Below are 19,602 nucleotides of genomic sequence, written 5' to 3'. Positions count from 1 at the left end.
AATTCATACGATGTTTTGTGTAAGGCCTATAGAAGAAACTCTAAATGCAATAAATCCTAAAATACCAAATATAGCTGCAGCTACACCCGTCTTTCAACCTGCCTCGTTAAGAATTATTTCCGTCGTTTCGGCATAGGACGCATTGCTTCCCGACCCAACATAAACATCCCTGCAACACCCAAACTAACAAACCAAACATATTGATACCAGTATTGCCGAATCTCCTCACCAGTGCTGAGTTCTGGATGCAAGGTGTTCAAGTACAGTAGTAGCACTAATATCATCAGTGCCCCAAAACCAACAAAGCTTAAGCCAACACGAATTCGTACTGGTCGCAGTTCAAAATCACTAATAGTGTCTAGGTCAATTTCTGCCAATTCCTTAAAGGAGTCATCTGCCAAAGATGAGGTTGCTTGGAATTTATTGCTCAGTTTTGGTGGCAAAATCGGCGACAGTGTTGCTACAGTTGGGCGGCGTAGTAAAGCCTCGGTATCTCGCAGCAATTGCAATGGCTTACGGCTAGTAGTTTGTTGAGCAAACTCTATATTGTCTGTGGAAGTTGGGGCATTGGCTTTACTTTCAAAATCCATAGTACGCTTCAGAAAAACCAGGATATACATAGCCTAGCGAATCATCAGAAAAATGCATCAAAATAATATAACTATGAATTATAAATTACTCGTCCATCTCTTTTAATGTTGCTAATGCCGATGGAGATAAGCGACTCAGATAGCGGAATATCCAGTACTTAAAGATAGTGTTTAAAATTACAGGAAATGTCGCAATAAATAAAAATATCGCATTTCTACTGGCTGGCAAACCTAAATGTTCTGCAAATCCTTCCAGAAGAACCTCCCACCCATCTGGGGAATGGAATCCTACGAATATATCTGTAAAGAGAATAATTATAAAAGCCTTAGCACTATCGCTCAATCCATAAACTATAGTATCTATGAAAGACTTCACAATCACAATTTCTTTTTTACTATAAACGATAATTATACTAAAAGAAATTAATGATATCAAATCAGCAAAAACATTACTAACCGCACTATTAGTTTTTAGATTAAATTCCTCAGCTATCTCAATTGCTTTGTCCTTTATTTTTTCTTGAATTACCTCAGAAGAAAGTGCTGGCACATTATTTAATAAAGATTCAAATCTCAAATTTTTTTGAAAATTAGATAATTCATGGAGAGCTTCTTTTTCCATGTCAGAATTGATGAAAATTTGAGATTTATTCTCTCCTCTAGTCTTTTCTAATATAGGAATCACTAACAATTGTTTAGATAAAATCTGAGTCAAAAGTGGAACAATAATTAAAGTGAGCAAAAATCTTAGACCAATCTTTGTTCTATTTTTAGAAATACGGTAATTTCTGACAAATTCTTCTTCTCCCTGTGGTGAAAAATCTCCTTTAATTTTATTAATAGTTCTGCCAAGAGACCCAGGTAAAGCTCTAGCTTTCTGATTTGGAGGCAGACGTTTAATATTAGACAATTCTGGTTGGTTATTGATTTCGCTCTGATTAACTTTTAGTAGTTCATTATTTGACAATAACTCACTGTTACTAATCAGGTCATCTTTGATAGCATATTTCTCTACAACTTCATCAATCACCTTCAGCTTTTCTAATAAAACAGAATTAGAGATATTGACAATTCCCCGACTAAGTTGGAATTCTGCCAGCCTGAACTTGATAATAGTTAAGTTTTTATCAAGATAGACTTGCCAATAAGACATCGCAGTTTCAGTATATTTTACTGATTCTGAAGATATTTTTTTACCTTCAAAATGTTCTATTTCGATGTTTTTAATTCTCTGAGCGGCTTGTTGAGCTTCTAAGAGTGCCCTTTCTGGTGTATCGAAAAACCAATTTTTAAGCGATCGCAAATAATTTTGCAAATTTTGGCGAAGCAATTCTGCTGTTTTGGTAAATGAATTTTTCATTATATGTATAAAGATTTATACCATGTGTATTATAATTACATAAATATGAAAAGTAGGTAATACCTAGTTTAAAATATTATTAACCATTAAGGCAGAGTATTAATAAACTCAGTATTCAACTTTATGGGAAACAAGCCTTAGAGGATGTTTTAAAAGTCCTTTCGTCGGTAGTAAAACGTTATCGATCCCCTCAACCTTGCGCCACCTTACGCCAGTCGAGGAATTGCCCGCTTTGAGTTGGGAGACAAAAAGGGAGCAATTACTGATTTTAATCAAGCTTTGCGGATTAATCCTAACTTGGCTCCCGCTTACACTGGTTGGGGGGTTGCCCATTATACATTGGGAGATAAACAAGGTGCGATCGCGGATTTACAGAAAGCTCCTGATCTCAATTTGGAACCTGACTTCTCACGGCATCTGGAAAACCTCACTTCTATTTCTCTCTCCTAAAAGAAGAGAGACTTTGAATTTTCAGGGGGTTAGGGGTTAGGTTTTTGGTGGACTTTTCCACATAACATGAAAAGTCAGATTTGGAATAAGGGAAAACAGATGATTATCAACAACTACTGGAGTTAATTAAAAAGCTTCAATAGTAAGGATATGGGAAAAATATTTTCTAACGGTTCTCCGTTGAGTCCAATACAGACTTAAGAGGTTGTTTAAAAAGTGTTTCACTGTGACTTCCATTGCCGCTATGTCAATTCGCCTCGATGCTGCGGTACAAGAATTATAGGTAAATGCTAAATTGATTAATCTTTAGTACTTTCAACAATTTTATCGACTTTTAAAACACGCCCTAATTAAAACATCCAAGAGATTTCTTTATTATTCCTTGAAGTAAATGTCATTAATTCTACCAATGCAGTCAGAGTTTAAATGATTGATATTAGAGGAGCCATAAAAAATCTCGAAGGATAAACGCAGTATGTTTAGCAGCCAAGTCATTATTCCCGGTTATCAAGTTAGCAAAGAACTTTATAACGGCTCTAGAACCCTAGTTTATCAGGGATATCGGGAAACTGATCAAAAACCAGTGGTGATTAAACTGCTAAAAAATCTTTATCCTACATTTAGCGAACTCGTACAATTTCGTAACCAGTACACCATTACCAAAAATCTCAACTATCCCGGAATCATTCAAACTTATACTCTGGAACCATACCAGAATGTTTATATATTGGTGATGGAAGACTTTGGGGGAATTTCCCTTAAAGATTATTTTGCCAACAATCATAATGTTGCATCTCTAAATGAATTTTTACACATCGCAATATCTTTATGTGATGCCTTAGATATACTTTCCCGTCATCGAATTATTCATAAAGATATAAAACCCGCCAATATATTAATTAATCCCGAAGCTAAGCAAATAAAGCTAATTGACTTTAGTATTGCCTCTTTATTACCACGGGAAACCCAAACGCTCATCAGCCCCAATGTATTAGAAGGTACGCTGGCTTATATTTCCCCAGAACAAACAGGAAGGATGAATCGGGGAATTGACTACCGGACTGACTTTTATTCTTTAGGTATTACTTTTTATGAATTACTTACAGGAAAGTTACCCTTTCAATCAAACGATGTGATGGAGTTGGTGCATTGTCATATTGCGAAACAACCTCCACTTTTAGGAAATAGCGAAGAAATTCCCCAAGTTCTTTGTGACATCGTGACCAAATTAATGGCAAAAAATGCCGAAGACCGTTATCAAAGCGCATTAGGGCTGAAATTTGATTTAGAAATTTGTTTACATCAGCTAAACGAAATTGGCAGAATTGATAGTTTTTCAATTGCTCAAAGAGATGTGTGCGATCGCTTCATTATTCCTGACAAACTCTATGGAAGAGAAACTGAAGTAGAAACCCTACTCCAAGCATTTGAAAGAGTTAGCCAAGGTGCTACAGAAATGATGCTGGTAGCGGGGTTTTCTGGGATTGGTAAAACTGCGGTTGTTAACGAAGTTCATAAACCAATTGTTCGTCAACGCGGTTATTTTATTAAAGGTAAATATGACCAATTTAATCGCAATATTCCCTTCAGTGCTTTTGTGCAAGCTTTCCGAGATTTAATGGCACAATTGTTAACAGAAAGCGATATTCAAATTCAGCAATGGAAAACTAAGATTTTAGAAGCGGTTGGTGAGAACGGACAGGTAATTATTGAAGTTATCCCCGAATTATCAAGAATTATTGGTCAACAACCACCTACTACAGAATTATCAGGAACTGCGGCCCAAAATCGATTTAATTTATTATTTCAGAAATTCACCAAAGTTTTTACGAGTGATGCACATCCATTAGTGATGTTTTTAGATGATTTGCAATGGGCTGATTCTGCATCACTGATGTTAATGCAGTTATTAATGGCTGATACAAAGCATTTTTTATTAATTGGTGCCTATCGTGATAACGAAGTCAACCCAGCACACCAGTTAATGTTGACTTTGAATGATATCCAAAAAACAGCAGCCACCATTAATAAGATTACTTTAGCACCACTGAGTCAAGAGCAGGTAAATCAATTAGTTGCTGACACACTTCAATGCTCAGAAAATTTGGCATGGACTCTTTCTCGCTTAGTATCTCAGAAAACTCAAGGTAATCCATTTTTTGCTACACAGTTCCTTAAAGCATTACATCAAGATGGAGTAATTGAATTTAACTTAGAATTGGGATGTTGGCAATGTGATATCACGCACATAAATCAGCGATCGCTCACAAATGATATCGTTGAATTTATGGCGTTGCAATTACAAAAATTGCCAGAATCAACTCAAGATATTTTAAAATTAGCTGCTTGTATCGGCAATCAGTTTGATTTAGAAACATTAGCGATTGTTTCTAAACAATCAAAAATAGAAACGGCTGTTTGTTTGTGGAATGCTTTACAGAAAGGTTTGATTTTACCTCAAAGTGAGGTTTACAAGTTTTTTGTGGGGTCAGAAAATCAAGCTCTTACTCAAGAAAATTCCGAAATTATTGGATATAAATTTCTCCACGATCGCATCCAACAAGCAGCTTATTCCTTAATTCCGTCCGATCAAAAACAAAAAACACATTTGATGATTGGTCAATTGTTATTGCAAGGGTTATCCGAGCAGGAGCAACAAGAACGGATTTTTGACCTAGTAAACCAACTGAATTTGGGACAAGGTGCGATCGCTGAAAATGATTCTCTTTCGAGCATTGCTACCTATGAGCAGCAAAAACAGCTGGCTCGCTTAAACCTGCAAGCAGGACAAAAAGCAAAACTGTCGGCTGCTTATCAAGCATCTCAGAGCTATTGTACTACTGGGATTGATTTATTACCCGTAACTGCTTGGCAGACTGACTATGAACTAATGTACAGTTTGCACCGTGATGGCTCAGAAGCAACTTATCTGTGTGGTAATTTTGACCGAGCCGAAGCCCTTTATGGGGAAGCACTAAGCTATGCTCAAACACCCCTGGACAAAGCAGTGATTTATCGCGTGCAAATGACTCAATATCAGCTTCAAGGACGCAATGCAGAAGCGATCGCTATGCAAAGCCAAAGTTTACAACTACTTGACTGGGAAATGCCTACAGAACAAGAGTTGATTCAAGCGAGTCTGGACAAAGAAATTGCCATAGTTAACAGATTTTTAAAGCAGCAGACTGTTGAATCCATTCTCAATCTTCCCAAAATGTCAGATGCCAGTATTGCAGAAATGTTGCGAATTTTACAAATTCTCTTCTATGCTGCATGGCTTAATGGTCAATCGACTTTAGGATTGCTAGTACTCGCCAAGATGACCACTTTATCTTTGCAGTATGGTAACAGCGATATGTCTCCCTTTAGCTATGCCGGTTATGCCTTAATTGCCAATGCCATCCTCAAGGACTTGGGAATAGCTTATCAGTTTGGAGAAATGGCGGTGCAACTTTGTGAACAGTTTGATAATGCAGATGTCCGGGGAATGACTAATTTTATCTTTGCTGCGGATGTCCATAGCTGGAGTCATCCAATTAGAGAAGCAGATACATACTATGACAATGCCTATAAGTATGGTATGGAAGCAGGGAACTGGTTGACCGTTGGCTTTATGATCATGCAAAGTGGTTCCGATCGCCTCACTTATGGTAAAAATCTAGATGACCTATATGCGATCGCCCAAGCCCATGCAGATTTTCTCCGTCGCATCAAAAGTTTAGAAAACCTAGATGCTTTAATCGTTGGAGTTATTCAACCAATTCGCAATCTTCTTGGTTTAACAAAAAATCCCTTCAGCTTTGATGACGATAGTTTCAGTGAAGCTGAGTATTTACAAAAATATAGAAATAGCCCTTATCATCTAGCTTGGTTATATTCTGTCAAAATCCGCCATGCTTATTTATTTGACTACAAAGCTGCATACCCAGATTTAATTCCCCAACTGAGCATAATTGAAAACACCATCTCTAGCCATGCAAAAGTCCCTTCTAGCGTGTTTTATGTAGCATTAATGCATCTATCTCTAGCTGAAATTGCTAGCGACGAGCAAGAGCGTCAGTTCCATTGGCAAGCGCTAATTCCCCTAGAGGAACGCTTAAACAGTTGGGCAAAAGCCTGCCCAGAAAATATTCTCCACAAGTGTCTGCTAATACTTGCAGAAAAAGCACGCTTAAAGGGACAAAAAGCAGAAGCACTCGATTTTTACGAACAAGCCATTGCTCAAGCTCAACGTCAAGGTTATGGCTATGAAGAAGCCCTCGCCAGCGAACTTGCAGCTAAATTTTTCCTCAATTGGGGCAAAGAAAAAGCCGCCTCAGATTATATACATGAAGCCTACTATTGCTATAGCCGTTGGGGTGCAAAAGCCAAAATCTTGGACTTAGAAAAACACTATCCTCAACCTCTCAAACCCATCCTAGAACAGCAACGACTTACCCTCAACCCCCTAGAAACTATTAGCTTGCGTGGAACTTCCTCATCTGGTTGTACAAATAGTACTGGCAGTACTGCTATTTCCGATGGTCTGGATTTTACCTCTGTCCTCAAAGCAGCTATTGCTATTTCCAGTTCTCTGGAATTAGAGCAACTTATTGCCAGCCTCACTCGCATTATCATAGAAAACTCTGGTGCAAAAAAAGCTGTGCTGCTGCTTCCTGAAGCAGGCAATTGGCAAGTTCGAGCAATTACTTTTATTGAGCATAAAAAAATGCAGACTATACTCGAACCTCAATCACTAGATAATTGTCGAGACATTCCTTTAAATATTATCTATTATGTCAAAAATACCCAACAAAAAGTTGTGATTGACAATTGCAAAACAGATATCCCTGGTTTAATTGGAGAATATGTACTGCAACATCAACCCAAAAGTATATTTTGTACTCCGATTATTAATCAAGGGCATTTAGTGGGAATTCTCTACCTAGAAAATCAACTGACTCAAGGAGTATTTTCTAGCGCTCGTCTCAAAGTCATTCACTTATTGTCTTCTCAAGCAGCAATATCCCTAGAAAATGCTCGACTTTATCAACAAGCTGGACAAGCATTACAAGATTTACAACAAGCACAACTGCAAATTGTCCAAAGTGAAAAAATGTCTGCACTGGGTAATTTAGTTGCTGGAATTGGCCATGAAATGAATAATCCATTAGGCTTTATTTTTGCTACTCTCCAACAAGTTAAACCGACCCTGAATGATATTGTTAAACACTTAAAGCTATATCAAAAGACCTTGACCAACAAGAGTGATGAAATCAAAGACCATGCCGAAGAAATTGACTTAGATTATACCTTGGAAGACTTACCCAAAATGATAGATGCAATGGTGGTGGCTTGCGACAGGTTGACAAATATTAGTACTAGTCTCCGCACTTTTTCCCGTGCTGACAAAGATTATAAAGTGCCATTTAATATACATGAAGGAATTAATAGTACAATATTAATCCTCAAACATCGCTTGAAAGCAAATGAAGAACATCCCGCTATTGAAGTAATTACTACCTATGGAGATTTACCTTTGGTTAATTGTTTTCCAGGTCAATTAAATCAGGTATTTATGAATATCATAGCTAATGCAATTGATGCGTTTGAAGAATCAAATATTGGGCAGAGCTTTGCAGAAATTCAAGCTAATCCTAACCGGATTACAATTACAACATTAAAGGCAGATAAATATGTAAAAATATCAATTGCTGATAATGGTCAAGGGATTAATGAAGCGGTCAAACAAAAGATTTTCGATCATTTATTTACTACCAAAGAGGTAGGTAAAGGAACGGGTTTAGGATTAGCGATCGCTAAGTCTATTGTGGTAGAAAAACATGACGGGAGTTTGGATGTGAATTCTACACCAGGTAAAGGAACTGAATTTGTCATCACCTTACCGATTCTCGCTTGATTTAACCTGAGTTCGACGGAAGAAAAAGTCTGAAAACTCTACTACACGCAATTTAGGTATTTCAGCCATGTTTAGCAGCCAGCGATCGCTCAATGGTAAAGTTTCTTTTATCTACCCTATCTATGGCAATACTTGCCGGGTTTTGGGGGAAAGGGAATAAAACCTTATATATCGAGCCTTCCACTTCTTTTTCCCTTGAACCAAGCAGTATTGCCACCTATGGTTGCTTATGTTTGCAAAATAAATATCTTAGCTGTATAGCTTGGCAAGTCAGTGACTAAACCATCTTCTCCAGATTTCACTTCCCGATTACCAACCCAATCCCGCCAATCTTCAGTAGTTGGAAAGTTGGAAATTTTATATTGATTTAGACTCCGATCGGAGAAATTTACCACAACGACGACATGAGAATTTTGCTCATCCCAACGGCTGTAAGCCAGCACTTTATCATCTGCATTTTCGTAGAAAAACTCAACATTGTCACTTTGCAAAGCTGGAGTTTGCTGGCGTAGAGCAATCAGCTTTTGATAATACTCAAATAAATCATAATTTTGGTCGTTTAACAACAAAGACCAATTAATCTTCTGTGGCTTAGTCACATCTTCACTTTTTTGCTGGTATTCGCCAAACTCTTCTCCCATCCACAGCATCGGTACACCCATCGCCGTCATTAACAAAACAGCTGCTAACTTGGCTCGTTCGAATGCCGTTGCGTCAAAGATGCCACAATTGCCTAATTCTCGTAATAGACGTTCGCGATCATGGGTTGCCAAATAATTTATCACATTGGTAGCGATCGCATAACCCTGCTGTTTGGGGTCTAAAATCTGCTTGAGTTGTTCTAATTCAAATGATTTTCCACAAATATATGGAACTAAAAAGTAGCGAAAGCTCTCATGCCAACAAGCATCTAATGGCCCATCTGGCTTGACTACAGTGTTTGTATCGGGAATGTGTTCAGCAATGTTGTAAAACGGCTTGGGTGCAGCATGGCTTTTCGCTTGCTTAGTTAGCCAGTTGAGAAATTCAAAGTTAGCCAATTGCCGCACTGCATCAAAGCGAATTCCATCAATGTGATACTCCTGAATCCAAAACTTTACCACATCGCCGATGTATTCCCATGCAGGCTGAATATTTAAGTTTTTGTCGTAATTATCATAGTTAAATTCCGGCCCCCAGTAATTATCTGGGTCTTCAGGATAATGTTTGTGTTCGTAGTACCAGTAATTGCGGTCAATTAGTATTAAGGGGCATTCTTCATCTGTGTGGTTATAAATTCCATCCATAAAGACGCGAATACCTCTACCATGACACTCGTCAATCAATCGCTTTAAATCTTCTGTTGAACCATAACTAGATTCTGTAGCAAAGAAGTGACGAACTTTATAGCCCCAGTTATAATCACCAGGGTACTCATTAACTGGCATTAATTCAATTGCATTAATTCCCAATTCGCAAAGGTAATCTAACTTAGCAATTATCCCTAGATATTTGCCTCGCTCGTGAGAATCAACTTCATCACCAGTAAAATCAGCAACATGCATTTCATATATGACTAATTCCCGATTATCAGGCAACGGCATTTCATCGTGTTGCCAAAGGTAAGTATCAACAACGCGTTGCCCATCTTGAATACGGACTATACCGTACTTTTCTGTTTCATTAACTTCTGTTGCTTTAGGATCAATGACATCGATCCATTCATCAGGTGCAAAATTTGGACTTTTGGTTTGAATGCGAAATTTATATTGATAAACGCCATCTTCCAGTTTAATTTTAGTGCGAAAACAACCATCTTCACTTTTTGACATTGGAATTTCTTTCCAATCCGAAAAAGACCCGATTAAAGCAGCTCCTTTATTGCGAGGAGCAAACAATGTAAATTCAGTTAAATTTGCCATTTTTATACTTTTAGCTCTTTCTCTACGTATAGTAAATAAAAATATTATCTAATAAAAAATAATTTGTGGCTTCTTTCTTAAGTGTGAATAAAACACGGGAGTCAGAGCTGCTATTTGCATTCCTGACTCCCCACACTCTACAATAATTATTATTAGCAAGTACTCATTCAATACTTTTCGGATAAGCATAAACGGCTTTCTTTCAAAAAATATTAATTATAGCGGTGTTCTTAATGAGTAACAGTAATAGCTTATTATGCTGAAAATTTTAGTGACAGGTGCAACTGGAAACGTCGGACAAGAAGTTCTTCGCTTACTGCAATCCCACGATTGTAATGTCTGTGCCGCAGTTAGAAATCCAAACAGCGCTAAACACCTCTTAGGCAGCAATATCCAAACTATTCCCTTCGACTTTACCAATCCTGACACCTTTGATTATGCTTTTTTTCAAGTAAATAAACTTTTTTTAGTGCGTCCGCCTGCCCTTGCTAATATTCGTAAACAAATTGCCCCAGCCCTAAATGCTGCAAAACTTGCAGGCGTTGAGCATATCGTATTTCTTTCAATACTGGGAGCCGAACGCAACCCTTTTGTGCCACACTCCCAAATTGAACGCTATATAAACCAATTGGGTATTAAAGCCACCTTTTTACGGTGCAGCTTTTTTATGCAAAATCTTAATACTACACACAGAGAAGACATCAAAGTTCGTGGGGAATTGCTTCTTCCAGCTGGTAACGGGAAAACAAGTTTCATTGATGTGCGGGATATTGCTGCCGTTGCAGTTCGTACTTTACTCGAAGATGGGCATCAGGGAAAAGCATATCCGCTTACGGGTGCAGAAGCCTTAACCTATTACGAAGTAGCAGACATTTTCACATCGATTTTAGGTAAACCGATACGCTATAATCCTTCTCTGCTAAAGTTTATTCAACAAATGCGCTCATCGGGGCTGCCAATAGACTTTATTTTAGTAATGCTATTAATCTACACTACAGCTCGGTTAGGATTGGCAGGCAACATCACATCTGATACTGAGCAATTGCTCAATCGTTCACCTCTAACCATACGGCAGTATATCGAAGACTATCGACAGTTTTGGTTATAAGTTTATTTTGCTCTCTGTCAGCAGTTATAATTCCATTATTTCTAAAATTTAACGTCCATTTTCCCCATTTTAGTACGGTGATGCCTACACATAAAAATATTTGATAAATAATTTCTTATAACATTGTTAAGCTCAGAATACTACGCTTAAAAGGTATTATATATTCAAGTAATTATGTTGACTTTACCAGTGTCAATATCGTAACAAGCACCAACAATTTTCAGTTTACCTTCACTGAGCAATTTAGCTAAAATTGTTGAGCTTTCCTGCAATTTTTCAGTCTGATATTGAATATTGGCAATAACTGCATTTTGCATATTATCACCCGTTCTTAACTTTACTCTTTCAACAGATGGTTTGATGCCCTCAATAATCAAACCAATTCTTCCAGGAAGTGGTTCGTTTTTGATTGCTTCTGCCACTGCACCGCATCTTTTATGACCTAAAACCACAATCAACTGCGAGCCCAATACTGTTGCAGAGTATTCCAGACTACCTATAACTGTGTCACTGACCACATTACCAGCAACTCGCACGACAAATAAATCTCCAAGTCCTTGATCAAAAACGATTTCCGCAGGGACTCTGGAATCTGCACAGCCCAAAATGGCGGCAAAGGGATATTGAGCTTTAGCGACTAATCGCAGATGTTCTAATGATTGATCGGGATATTGGCGTTTTTGATTGATAAATCTTTGATTCCCATCTAGTAAGCGTTTGATAGCTTCATTAGGACTCACTGGATTAGAGCTAACTGGGTGAATATCAGCAATAGCAGTTTGCTCTCTATTCCAAAAGCTATCACCAAAAGCAGTAGCCGCAATACCTACCACACTGGCAAATTTTAAGAAGTCACGTCGTCCTACAAATCCATTAATTCGACTCATTAATCTAGCTGATAACAACAAAGCTGTTTTCAGGAAGATATCATCTTCAAGCAAGATGCAAGAGTACCATCGTACACCATTTAAGAGTCATTTAATCTTCATGTGCGATCGCTACGGCTACTTTATCTATAGCAATTCGCTTGGATTTCTGTTCGCGCAGCGTGGCGTAGCCATAATTATTTTCGTAGGAGGCAAGAGGCAATCTTGCTAAAGCCAAGAAGCCTTTTTCAGGTGTACTGAATGTTTTCAGAAATCGAATATTAGTTCTATAGGATTCCTAAATATCTATCATTTGGCAGAGATAAATTTCATTTTAATTTCATTTTTTAATGAAATACTATAAACAAGTACGTAAAAAAATATTTTTGAGATTTTTGCAGTTGTAACAGATGACAAGTGATTACTAAAAATATATTAGCCGGGGGAAAAATTCTGTGGTTGAGGCTTTCCCGTCAGCTGCTTCGACCAAGGCGCTTGGCTTTTGTTGAAGCTTGCATAATTGGTTTAGTTTCTGGGCTAGCAGCAGTTCTGCTAGGACAGGCGGTAGACTGGGCGGGAGCATGGCGAGTACATCTTTCCTACATCTGGCCTGCCTACTTGGTACTACCAGGCATTGGACTGGTAGGGGGAATCTTAGCTGGTTGGCTAGTAGAGCGCTTCGCACCTGAAGCATCAGGTAGTGGGATGTCTGAAGTCAAAGCCGTATTGGCTCGTGTGCCGATGCCATTAAATCTGCGAATCGCTTTGGTCAAGCTGGTCAGCGCTACACTAGTTCTGGGTTCTGGAATGCCTTTAGGACGGGAAGGGCCAACTGTTCAAATTGGGGCAGCTTTGGCAAATCAACTTAGTAATTGGGTACCGACTTCACCAGAGCATCGTCGCCAACTTATCGCCGCCGGAGCTGGGGCTGGATTAGCTGCGGCTTTTAATGCACCGATCGCAGGTGTGCTGTTTGTAGTGGAAGAATTACTCCAAGATGTGTCAGGTATCACTCTTGGCACTGCGATTTTGGCTTCTTTCATCGCTTCAGTCATCTCCCGGCTGTATGGTAGTCACAGCTTGGATCTGAATCATCTGGATTTAGGATTTTCACATACCACTTTCTTCGCTCAGGAAATCCCTTTCTACTTGATTTTGGGGGTGCTGGGTGGGTTAATAGGCATTCTGTTTAATAAAAGTATTCTTGCAAGTCTGGCAATTAATCGGCGTTTCCTCAACCTGAGTTTACCCTGGCGAATTGGAATTGTGGGGTTAGTGACTGGTGTTGCGATCGCTCTGTTACCTGTCACCTTTCGCAATAATGCTGGGCTGAGAGAAATTTTGCTTGTAGGTAGTGGTAATTGGCTATTTGCAGCGATCGCTCTTTTAGTCCAATTTACCCTAATTATTTTAACCTACGGCTCAGGAGCGCCAGGGGGTTTGCTGGTTCCCACATTGGTCTTGGGTGCTGCCCTTGGCTATTTGGTTGGTGCTGTCGAACAGAGTTTGCTGGGAATGAGTGCTGCAACAACCTACGCTCATGTGGGGATGGCTGCACTTTTTAGCGCCGTCTCTAAAGTGCCGATTACAGCAGTCGTCATTGTGTTTGAGATGACGACAGATTTCAATCTGGTGCTACCGTTAATGATTGTATCTGTGATTGCTTATTTAGTAGCGGAAAAAATTGACCCGCGATCGCTCTATGACCTTCTACTAGAGTGGAAAGGGATTCACATTACAAAAGAGCCAGGCACAGAGGGGATTTTAGCACAAATAACTGCCGCAGATGTGATGCAGCGACGTGTCGAAACCCTATCTAGCCAGATGAGTATTGATGAGGCAGTGCAGGCATTTTCCGACTCTCACCATCGCAACTTCCCAATTTTAGAAAAAGGTAAAGTTGTTGGCATTATCACTCAGAAAGATTTAGTTAATCTTGCCTCGCAACAGTTAAGTGGAAATACAACTATCAGCAAGATTATGACACCAGAGCCAGTAACAGCGAGTCCCACAGCGACGCTGGCTTATGTGCTGCATATACTTAATCGTTATCACTTAAGTTGCTTGCCTGTTACAGAAGGTCGGAAGCTAGTAGGAATTATTACTCGTAGTGATATTATCCGTGTAGAAGCAGAGAGGTTGAGTGGTAATACCCAACAGATAGAATCGAAATCAGCACCTTCTTATGTGATTTACCAAACTCGCGCTCCAGCTACAGGCAAAGGAAGGTTACTAGTGCCACTTTCGCATCCACAGACAGCCGAGACTTTATTGGAAATGGCTGGGGCGATCGCTAGAGCTAACAATTACGAAATAGAATGCCTACAAGTAATTATTGTTCCATCTAACCGTATCCCATCTGAAACACCAGTACAAATTACCAAAAGCCTTGAGCTTTTACAGAAAGCAATACTGTTAGGAGAGAAGTGGCGGATTCCCGTTCACACCCAGATTCGAGTTACCCATAATGTCGCTGGAGCAATTTTGGAGACTGTCAAAGATCGACATATTGATTTGGTATTAATGGGATGGAAAGGCACTACATCAACTCCTGGTAGAGTTTTCAGCCGAGTGGTAGATACCATAATTCGACAGGCAGGTTGTGATGTTGTCTTGGCTAAATTGGATGATAAAAGAGCTTTTGACCGTTGGTTGCTGCCAATGGCAGGTGGCCCTAACTCCAGCCAAGCAATTCGGTTATTACCTGCTCTTGCTTCCTTAAGTAAATCCCCCCAAATCAATCTATGTCAAATATTCCAGCCTACTAAGTCTCTACCTGACACAACATTACTAGATAAATCTGTTCACTTTCTCCAACGCCGAGTTAAAGGTAAAGTGGTGGCGACTCCAGTCCAAGCCAATTCTGTTTCTGAGGCTGTACTTGAATGCGCCCAGCAAGACAATAGTGATGTTATTGTTTTGGGAGCTAGCCGTGAAAGTCTACTACAACAGGTAATTCAAGGAAATATTGCAGAAAATATTTCTCGCAAGAGTAATTGCACAGTTATTATGGTCAAAACTTAATTACGTAGGCGCAAGCTTACACGTAGGGAATTACGAATTAGTTTTGACTTTCATCGGCGAGTATACAGTAAAGGTTGCACCTTAATTAGGGCAGCTATGAGCAATAATACTGCTCCAGTTAATGCACTCGTCCAGTTTTTCAAATCTGTTACCCTAGTACCCACCCTTGATAACTAACGCTTATTTAGCAAACAATCTGACTCCAGAACCAGTGATTTGTTTGGCGATCGCACTAATTTTTTGAGTCCATGAATGATCTGGATACCGCAAACAGAAGATTCCACCACTCCCTAATTCAAACATCTCTTCACAAACAGGGAGTATTCCAGCCACAGGGGTTTTGTAGGTATTCTCCACTCGTTTCCCCAACTCTTTGAAATCTAAAGATGGCAGAGCTTTGTTGATCACTATTAGCATTTTAGGTACTTCTAGCTTACGAGCAACATCTATCGCCACTGCTGTACCTTGATAATCTTGTTTATCTGGACGGAGAATCAGCACCAAGACATCAGAAAGAATAATAGATAGCAATGTTTCTTCGTTAATGCCAGGATGAGTATCGATCAACAGATAGTCAAGTTTTAAACGACGAACTAGATTATGTAAACCATCATTCAGCCGACGTGCATCATAGCCCTCGCGCAAGATTCGAGAAATGTCACTCATCTTAATGCTGGAAGGAATTAGATGAATACTTCCCTGGCGACCAAAAAATGTTTGTTTTTGTTTGAGAATGGCGCTAACGTCATAAACGGCTTCTTCAATTTGACAACGACCCCAAAGATAATCGTTCAAGGTGTAGCGAATTCGTTCTTGTTCAAGACCAAATAGAACGTGGATTCCAGGAGATTGGATATCTGTATCAACTATCCCAACTCGCTTTCCAGAACGAGCGATTAGGGCAGCAAGATTACTCGTGACGTTTGACTTACCAGTTCCGCCTCGGAATGAGTGAATGGAAATAATTTCAGACATAATAAATCCTCAATACTAATTTTTAATTCGTAATTCTTAATTATTAATTTGGAGTATTTCGTTTATTTCTGATTGCTTTTGCCTCCTCCTGCAATTTTTGGAATGTTTTTGATTCAGCAATTTCTGCAACTTCACGCGCACGTTTAGCTTCATCAACTTCTATACGCAGTGTATGCAACTGCTGTCTGAACTGTTGTTCACGGGCAGAAATTTCATGCACCATGCGTTGAAAAACTCGTCCTAATTGTCCTAACTCATCATGACGTTGCACAATCGATGTTAGCTTTTCACGATCGTACTCTTGTGCTTCTTCGACACTAATTTCATTCATACTAATTTTCTGAGCAAGTTGTGCCATTGGTTTAAGCGGTTGCAGTACATTTCGCTTTAACAAATAATTAATGAGCAAAATCATGATGGCGAAGATCGTAATAAATAAGCTAATGAATAGAACAAAAGCACGATGAGCATCCTCAAAGACTTGCTTGGCAGGAATATAAATAATTTGTGTGCCTAAAACTTCATTGAGTTCCCACCCAAAGCCATTTTCTGAACCATAACTAGCAATCTGACTTTTTGGAGCAACTTCAGGAGTGCTATGACAGCGTAGACACGTTGGATTATTAATGGAAAATGGACGAGCGTTATAAAACATTTTCTCGTCATAAGAATCATGAAAACCGGATATGTTTTTCAACCCTGGTTCCTTGCGAAACCGTTCGATAAGTTCCATCTCAAATGCATCTGCTTTATCTCGTAAGTTAGTTGGATTTAGGTTGGCATCTTTGTATAAAAAATCTTTAAAATCTTTGTTTTTTCGAAGATTATCAAACACTTCTCTTACTGCAAAGCTGGGAACAATTTCAGGGATAAATGTGGCTTGAGTGTCCAGCATTGGTGTCAAAATAGGATTGATACGCGTGTGAGTATAGTTCCTCACTGAGTTCATAGTTTCTGCAATAACTTGGCTACGATAAGCGATTTCGGCTTCTGCTTTTTGCTCAAGTGCATGAGATAAAGCAAAACCACTAACTGCGATCGCACCGATGAACACCAGTAATAAAAGTAAAGTAAATTTAGTTGCTAATTTGAATCTATTAAACATTGTTGTTTGAGTTTTTATTTACAACATTGCTAGAGACTGATAACTATAATTTCTTAATTTAGTTGAGTTAGTGATGGATGTAGAATACTCTCATTTATTAGGATCAATCCTAGTTTTGCATTCATACTTCTACGTTTAGTCATACTACGATATTGCAGTGAAATGCCACATCGAAAGCAAATCCATGACTTTTGTAGTAACTAGCTTGGTTAGCCTATGACGAAAGTCTTACCTATTGCCCAATACCATATAGCGAAAGTCAGACCACATCTACTTACTTCGCTTAGGTAAAATCCTAGACGTTTTTCAGATGTACATAACTAAGTTGATTTCGTATTCTAAAGACATCAAGCGAGGGAAGCGGTAAGCGACTAACCAGCAAATCACTCTTTCTGCTTGATATAACACACATTACACATTAAGGAAAAAACATCATGTCTGACAACATTAAACCCGTAGAATTATCTGCTGAAGAATTGGACAACGTTGCTGGTGGTGCTTTTAGCTTCGTCGATGCTGACAACTACAACGCAATTGATCAGCAAGCTGGTGCAACTGTTCTCGGTGCTAATGGCGGTATTAGTTCTTTGAACACTCAGCAAACTGCTGTATCTCATCAAAGTCTGCATGAAATCAAAGCAACTGGTTTCTTTCCTTCCACTCTTGAAAGTTAGTAACAGAGCAGTAATTACACAGAGCAGAACTCAATAAAGTGTTCTGCTTGATAAACCATACACATTACACATTAAGGAGAAAACATCATGTCTGACAACATTCAACCCATAGAATTATCTGCTGAAGAATTGGACAACGTTGCTGGTGGTGCTTTTAGCTTTGTCGATGCTGACAACTACAACGCAATTGATCAGCAAGCTGGTGCAACTGTTCTCGGCGCTAATGGCGGTATTAGTTCTTTGAACACTCAGCAAACTGCTGTATCTCATCAAAGTTTGCATGAAATCAAAGCAACTGGTTTCTTTCCTTCCACTCTTGAAAGTTAGTAACAGAGCAGTAATTACACAGAGCAGAACTCAATAAAGCGTTCTGCTTGATAGAACACACATTAAACACATTACACATTAAGGAGAAAACATCATGTCTGACAACATTCAACCCGTAGAATTATCTGCTGAAGAATTGGACAACGTTGCTGGTGGTGCTTTTAGCTTCGTCGATGCTGACAACTACAACGCAATTGATCAGCAAGCGGGTGCAACTGTTCTCGGTGCTAATGGCGGTATTAGTTCTTTGAACACTCAGCAAACTGCTGTATCTCATCAAAGTTTGCATGAAATCAAAGCAACTGGCTTGTTCCCTTCCACTCTTGAGAATTAGTAACAGTTTTATTTGAGATAACACACACATTACACATTAAGGAGAAAACATCATGTCTGACAACATTAAGCCCGTAGAATTATCTGCTGAAGAATTGGACAACGTTGCTGGTGGTGCTTTTAGCTATGTCGATGCTGACAACTACAACGCAATTGATCAGCAAGCGGGTGCAACTGTTCTCGGCGCTAATGGTGGTATTAGTTCTTTGAACACTCAGCAAACTGCTGTATCTCATCAAAGTTTGCATGAAATCAAAGCAACTGGCTTGTTCCCTTCCACTCTTGCTAGTTAGTAACAGTTTTATTTGAGATAACACACACATTGCACATTAAGGAGAAAACATCATGTCTGACAACATTAAGCCCGTAGAATTATCTGCTGAAGAATTGGACAACGTTGCTGGTGGTGCTTTTAGCTTTGTCGATGCTCACAACCTCAATGCATTGGATCAGCAAACTGGTGGAACCGTTCTTGGTGCTAATGGCGGTATTGGATCTTTCACCGCTCAACAAACTACTGTATCTGAACAAGATTTGCACGAAATCAAAGCAACTGGCTTCTTTCCTACCACTCTTGAAAAATAGTAACTAATTACACAGGGCAGAACTCAATAAAGCAGATTGCTTTATTGAACACAGATACAACACACATTAAACACATTACACATTAAGGAGAAAACATCATGTCTGACAACATTAAGCCCGTAGAATTATCTGCTGAAGAATTGGACAACGTTGCTGGTGGTGCTTTTAGCTATGTCGATGCTGACAACTACAACGCATTGGATCAGCAAGCTGGTGCAACTGTTCTCGGCGCTAATGGTGGTATTAGTTCTTTGAACACTCAGCAAACTGCTATATCTCATCAAAGTTTGCACGAAATCAAAGCAACTGGTGTCATTCCTCCCACTCTTGAAAGTTACTAACCAAAACTTAATAAAGCGTTCTGCTTGATAAACCATACACATCATAAATTAAGGAAAAAACATC

At 39.1% G+C, this 19,602-nt stretch carries 18 protein-coding genes; 10 read left to right on the top strand and 8 right to left on the bottom strand.

The genetic code is table 11. The annotated features are described in order from the left end of the window. Window positions 1-113: 113 nt before the first annotated feature. A complete protein-coding gene (locus tag H6G86_RS19510; protein ID WP_190935683.1) occupies window positions 114-590 on the bottom strand; it encodes a hypothetical protein in 477 nt (158 codons plus the stop codon). 85 nt (window positions 591-675) lie between these two features. Then, complete coding sequence (locus H6G86_RS19505) at window positions 676-1,950, bottom strand: proton extrusion protein PcxA (RefSeq protein WP_190935682.1); 1,275 nt, start codon at window positions 1,948-1,950, stop codon at window positions 676-678. A gap of 180 nt (window positions 1,951-2,130) precedes the next feature. Here H6G86_RS19505 and H6G86_RS19500 point away from each other — a divergent pair, with 180 nt between their 5' ends. Then, entirely contained in the window at window positions 2,131-2,400 is a 270-nt protein-coding gene (locus H6G86_RS19500) for a tetratricopeptide repeat protein (protein WP_190935741.1), read from the top strand. Window positions 2,401-2,875: 475 nt separating this feature from the next. Continuing rightward, window positions 2,876-8,299: a trifunctional serine/threonine-protein kinase/ATP-binding protein/sensor histidine kinase gene (locus H6G86_RS19495; RefSeq protein WP_190935681.1), complete on the top strand. Its 5,424-nt coding sequence runs from the start codon at window positions 2,876-2,878 to the stop codon at window positions 8,297-8,299. A gap of 61 nt (window positions 8,300-8,360) precedes the next feature. Here the strand turns inward: H6G86_RS19495 and H6G86_RS19490 are convergent, their stop codons facing one another. Beyond that, the gene (locus H6G86_RS19490) at window positions 8,361-8,516 is read right to left on the bottom strand and encodes a hypothetical protein (protein ID WP_190935680.1); all 156 of its coding nucleotides are present in this window, start codon (window positions 8,514-8,516) and stop codon (window positions 8,361-8,363) included. Between the two features lie 10 nt (window positions 8,517-8,526). Further along, a complete protein-coding gene (locus H6G86_RS19485) occupies window positions 8,527-10,200 on the bottom strand; it encodes an alpha-amylase family glycosyl hydrolase (protein ID WP_190935679.1) in 1,674 nt (557 codons plus the stop codon). A 256-nt stretch (window positions 10,201-10,456) separates the two neighbouring features. Between H6G86_RS19485 and H6G86_RS19480 the strand changes: the two genes are divergently transcribed. Then, window positions 10,457-11,308: an SDR family oxidoreductase gene (locus H6G86_RS19480; RefSeq protein WP_190935678.1), complete on the top strand. Its 852-nt coding sequence runs from the start codon at window positions 10,457-10,459 to the stop codon at window positions 11,306-11,308. Window positions 11,309-11,472: 164 nt separating this feature from the next. Here H6G86_RS19480 and H6G86_RS19475 read toward each other — a convergent pair whose 3' ends face one another. Beyond that, window positions 11,473-12,195, bottom strand: a complete 723-nt coding sequence (locus H6G86_RS19475) for a carbonic anhydrase (RefSeq protein ID WP_190935677.1) — start codon at window positions 12,193-12,195, stop codon at window positions 11,473-11,475. A 91-nt stretch (window positions 12,196-12,286) separates the two neighbouring features. After that, entirely contained in the window at window positions 12,287-12,412 is a 126-nt protein-coding gene (locus H6G86_RS39570; protein ID WP_277883643.1) for a hypothetical protein, read from the bottom strand. Window positions 12,413-12,606: 194 nt separating this feature from the next. Here H6G86_RS39570 and H6G86_RS19470 point away from each other — a divergent pair, with 194 nt between their 5' ends. Further along, window positions 12,607-15,198 carry a chloride channel protein gene (locus tag H6G86_RS19470; RefSeq protein ID WP_190935740.1) on the top strand — a complete coding sequence of 864 codons (2,592 nt, stop codon included), beginning with the start codon at window positions 12,607-12,609 and terminating at the stop codon, window positions 15,196-15,198. Between the two features lie 180 nt (window positions 15,199-15,378). Here the strand turns inward: H6G86_RS19470 and H6G86_RS19465 are convergent, their stop codons facing one another. After that, window positions 15,379-16,173 (bottom strand): MinD/ParA family ATP-binding protein, encoded by a 795-nt coding sequence (locus H6G86_RS19465; protein ID WP_190935676.1) that lies wholly within the window; start codon window positions 16,171-16,173, stop codon window positions 15,379-15,381. A gap of 43 nt (window positions 16,174-16,216) precedes the next feature. Continuing rightward, a complete protein-coding gene (locus H6G86_RS19460) occupies window positions 16,217-17,278 on the bottom strand; it encodes a Tll0287-like domain-containing protein (RefSeq protein ID WP_190935675.1) in 1,062 nt (353 codons plus the stop codon). 434 nt (window positions 17,279-17,712) lie between these two features. Between H6G86_RS19460 and H6G86_RS19455 the strand changes: the two genes are divergently transcribed. The 6 genes from H6G86_RS19455 (at window position 17,713) to H6G86_RS19430 (ending at window position 19,538) form a co-directional block, all read left to right on the top strand. Further along, window positions 17,713-17,952, top strand: a complete 240-nt coding sequence (locus H6G86_RS19455; RefSeq protein ID WP_185585830.1) for a CTB family bacteriocin — start codon at window positions 17,713-17,715, stop codon at window positions 17,950-17,952. An 87-nt stretch (window positions 17,953-18,039) separates the two neighbouring features. Continuing rightward, window positions 18,040-18,279, top strand: coding sequence for a CTB family bacteriocin (locus tag H6G86_RS19450; RefSeq protein WP_190935674.1), 240 nt, complete (start codon window positions 18,040-18,042; stop codon window positions 18,277-18,279). A 94-nt stretch (window positions 18,280-18,373) separates the two neighbouring features. Next, complete coding sequence (locus tag H6G86_RS19445; RefSeq protein ID WP_163933140.1) at window positions 18,374-18,613, top strand: CTB family bacteriocin; 240 nt, start codon at window positions 18,374-18,376, stop codon at window positions 18,611-18,613. Between the two features lie 52 nt (window positions 18,614-18,665). Next, a complete protein-coding gene (locus H6G86_RS19440) occupies window positions 18,666-18,905 on the top strand; it encodes a CTB family bacteriocin (protein ID WP_190935673.1) in 240 nt (79 codons plus the stop codon). 52 nt (window positions 18,906-18,957) lie between these two features. Next, a complete protein-coding gene (locus tag H6G86_RS19435) occupies window positions 18,958-19,197 on the top strand; it encodes a CTB family bacteriocin (RefSeq protein WP_190935672.1) in 240 nt (79 codons plus the stop codon). A 98-nt stretch (window positions 19,198-19,295) separates the two neighbouring features. After that, window positions 19,296-19,538, top strand: a complete 243-nt coding sequence (locus H6G86_RS19430; RefSeq protein ID WP_190935671.1) for a CTB family bacteriocin — start codon at window positions 19,296-19,298, stop codon at window positions 19,536-19,538. Window positions 19,539-19,602: the final 64 nt, after the last annotated feature.

Source organism: Nostoc sp. FACHB-133 (assembly GCF_014698055.1).
Classification (GTDB): Bacteria; Cyanobacteriota; Cyanobacteriia; order Cyanobacteriales; family Nostocaceae; genus Nostoc.
This window is presented reverse-complemented; position numbering and strand designations above follow the sequence as displayed.

Coding starts and splice junctions, on each gene's coding strand:
- H6G86_RS19450 (WP_190935674.1), top strand. CDS start 18,040: ATGTCTGACAACATTCAACCCATAGAATTATCTGCTGAAGAATTGGAC.
- H6G86_RS19455 (WP_185585830.1), top strand. CDS start 17,713: ATGTCTGACAACATTAAACCCGTAGAATTATCTGCTGAAGAATTGGAC.
- H6G86_RS19495 (WP_190935681.1), top strand. CDS start 2,876: ATGTTTAGCAGCCAAGTCATTATTCCCGGTTATCAAGTTAGCAAAGAA.
- H6G86_RS19460 (WP_190935675.1), bottom strand. CDS start 17,278: ATGTTTAATAGATTCAAATTAGCAACTAAATTTACTTTACTTTTATTA.
- H6G86_RS19430 (WP_190935671.1), top strand. CDS start 19,296: ATGTCTGACAACATTAAGCCCGTAGAATTATCTGCTGAAGAATTGGAC.
- H6G86_RS19465 (WP_190935676.1), bottom strand. CDS start 16,173: ATGTCTGAAATTATTTCCATTCACTCATTCCGAGGCGGAACTGGTAAG.
- H6G86_RS19445 (WP_163933140.1), top strand. CDS start 18,374: ATGTCTGACAACATTCAACCCGTAGAATTATCTGCTGAAGAATTGGAC.
- H6G86_RS19505 (WP_190935682.1), bottom strand. CDS start 1,950: ATGAAAAATTCATTTACCAAAACAGCAGAATTGCTTCGCCAAAATTTG.
- H6G86_RS19510 (WP_190935683.1), bottom strand. CDS start 590: ATGGATTTTGAAAGTAAAGCCAATGCCCCAACTTCCACAGACAATATA.
- H6G86_RS19480 (WP_190935678.1), top strand. CDS start 10,457: ATGCTGAAAATTTTAGTGACAGGTGCAACTGGAAACGTCGGACAAGAA.
- H6G86_RS19440 (WP_190935673.1), top strand. CDS start 18,666: ATGTCTGACAACATTAAGCCCGTAGAATTATCTGCTGAAGAATTGGAC.
- H6G86_RS19475 (WP_190935677.1), bottom strand. CDS start 12,195: ATGAGTCGAATTAATGGATTTGTAGGACGACGTGACTTCTTAAAATTT.
- H6G86_RS19485 (WP_190935679.1), bottom strand. CDS start 10,200: ATGGCAAATTTAACTGAATTTACATTGTTTGCTCCTCGCAATAAAGGA.
- H6G86_RS19435 (WP_190935672.1), top strand. CDS start 18,958: ATGTCTGACAACATTAAGCCCGTAGAATTATCTGCTGAAGAATTGGAC.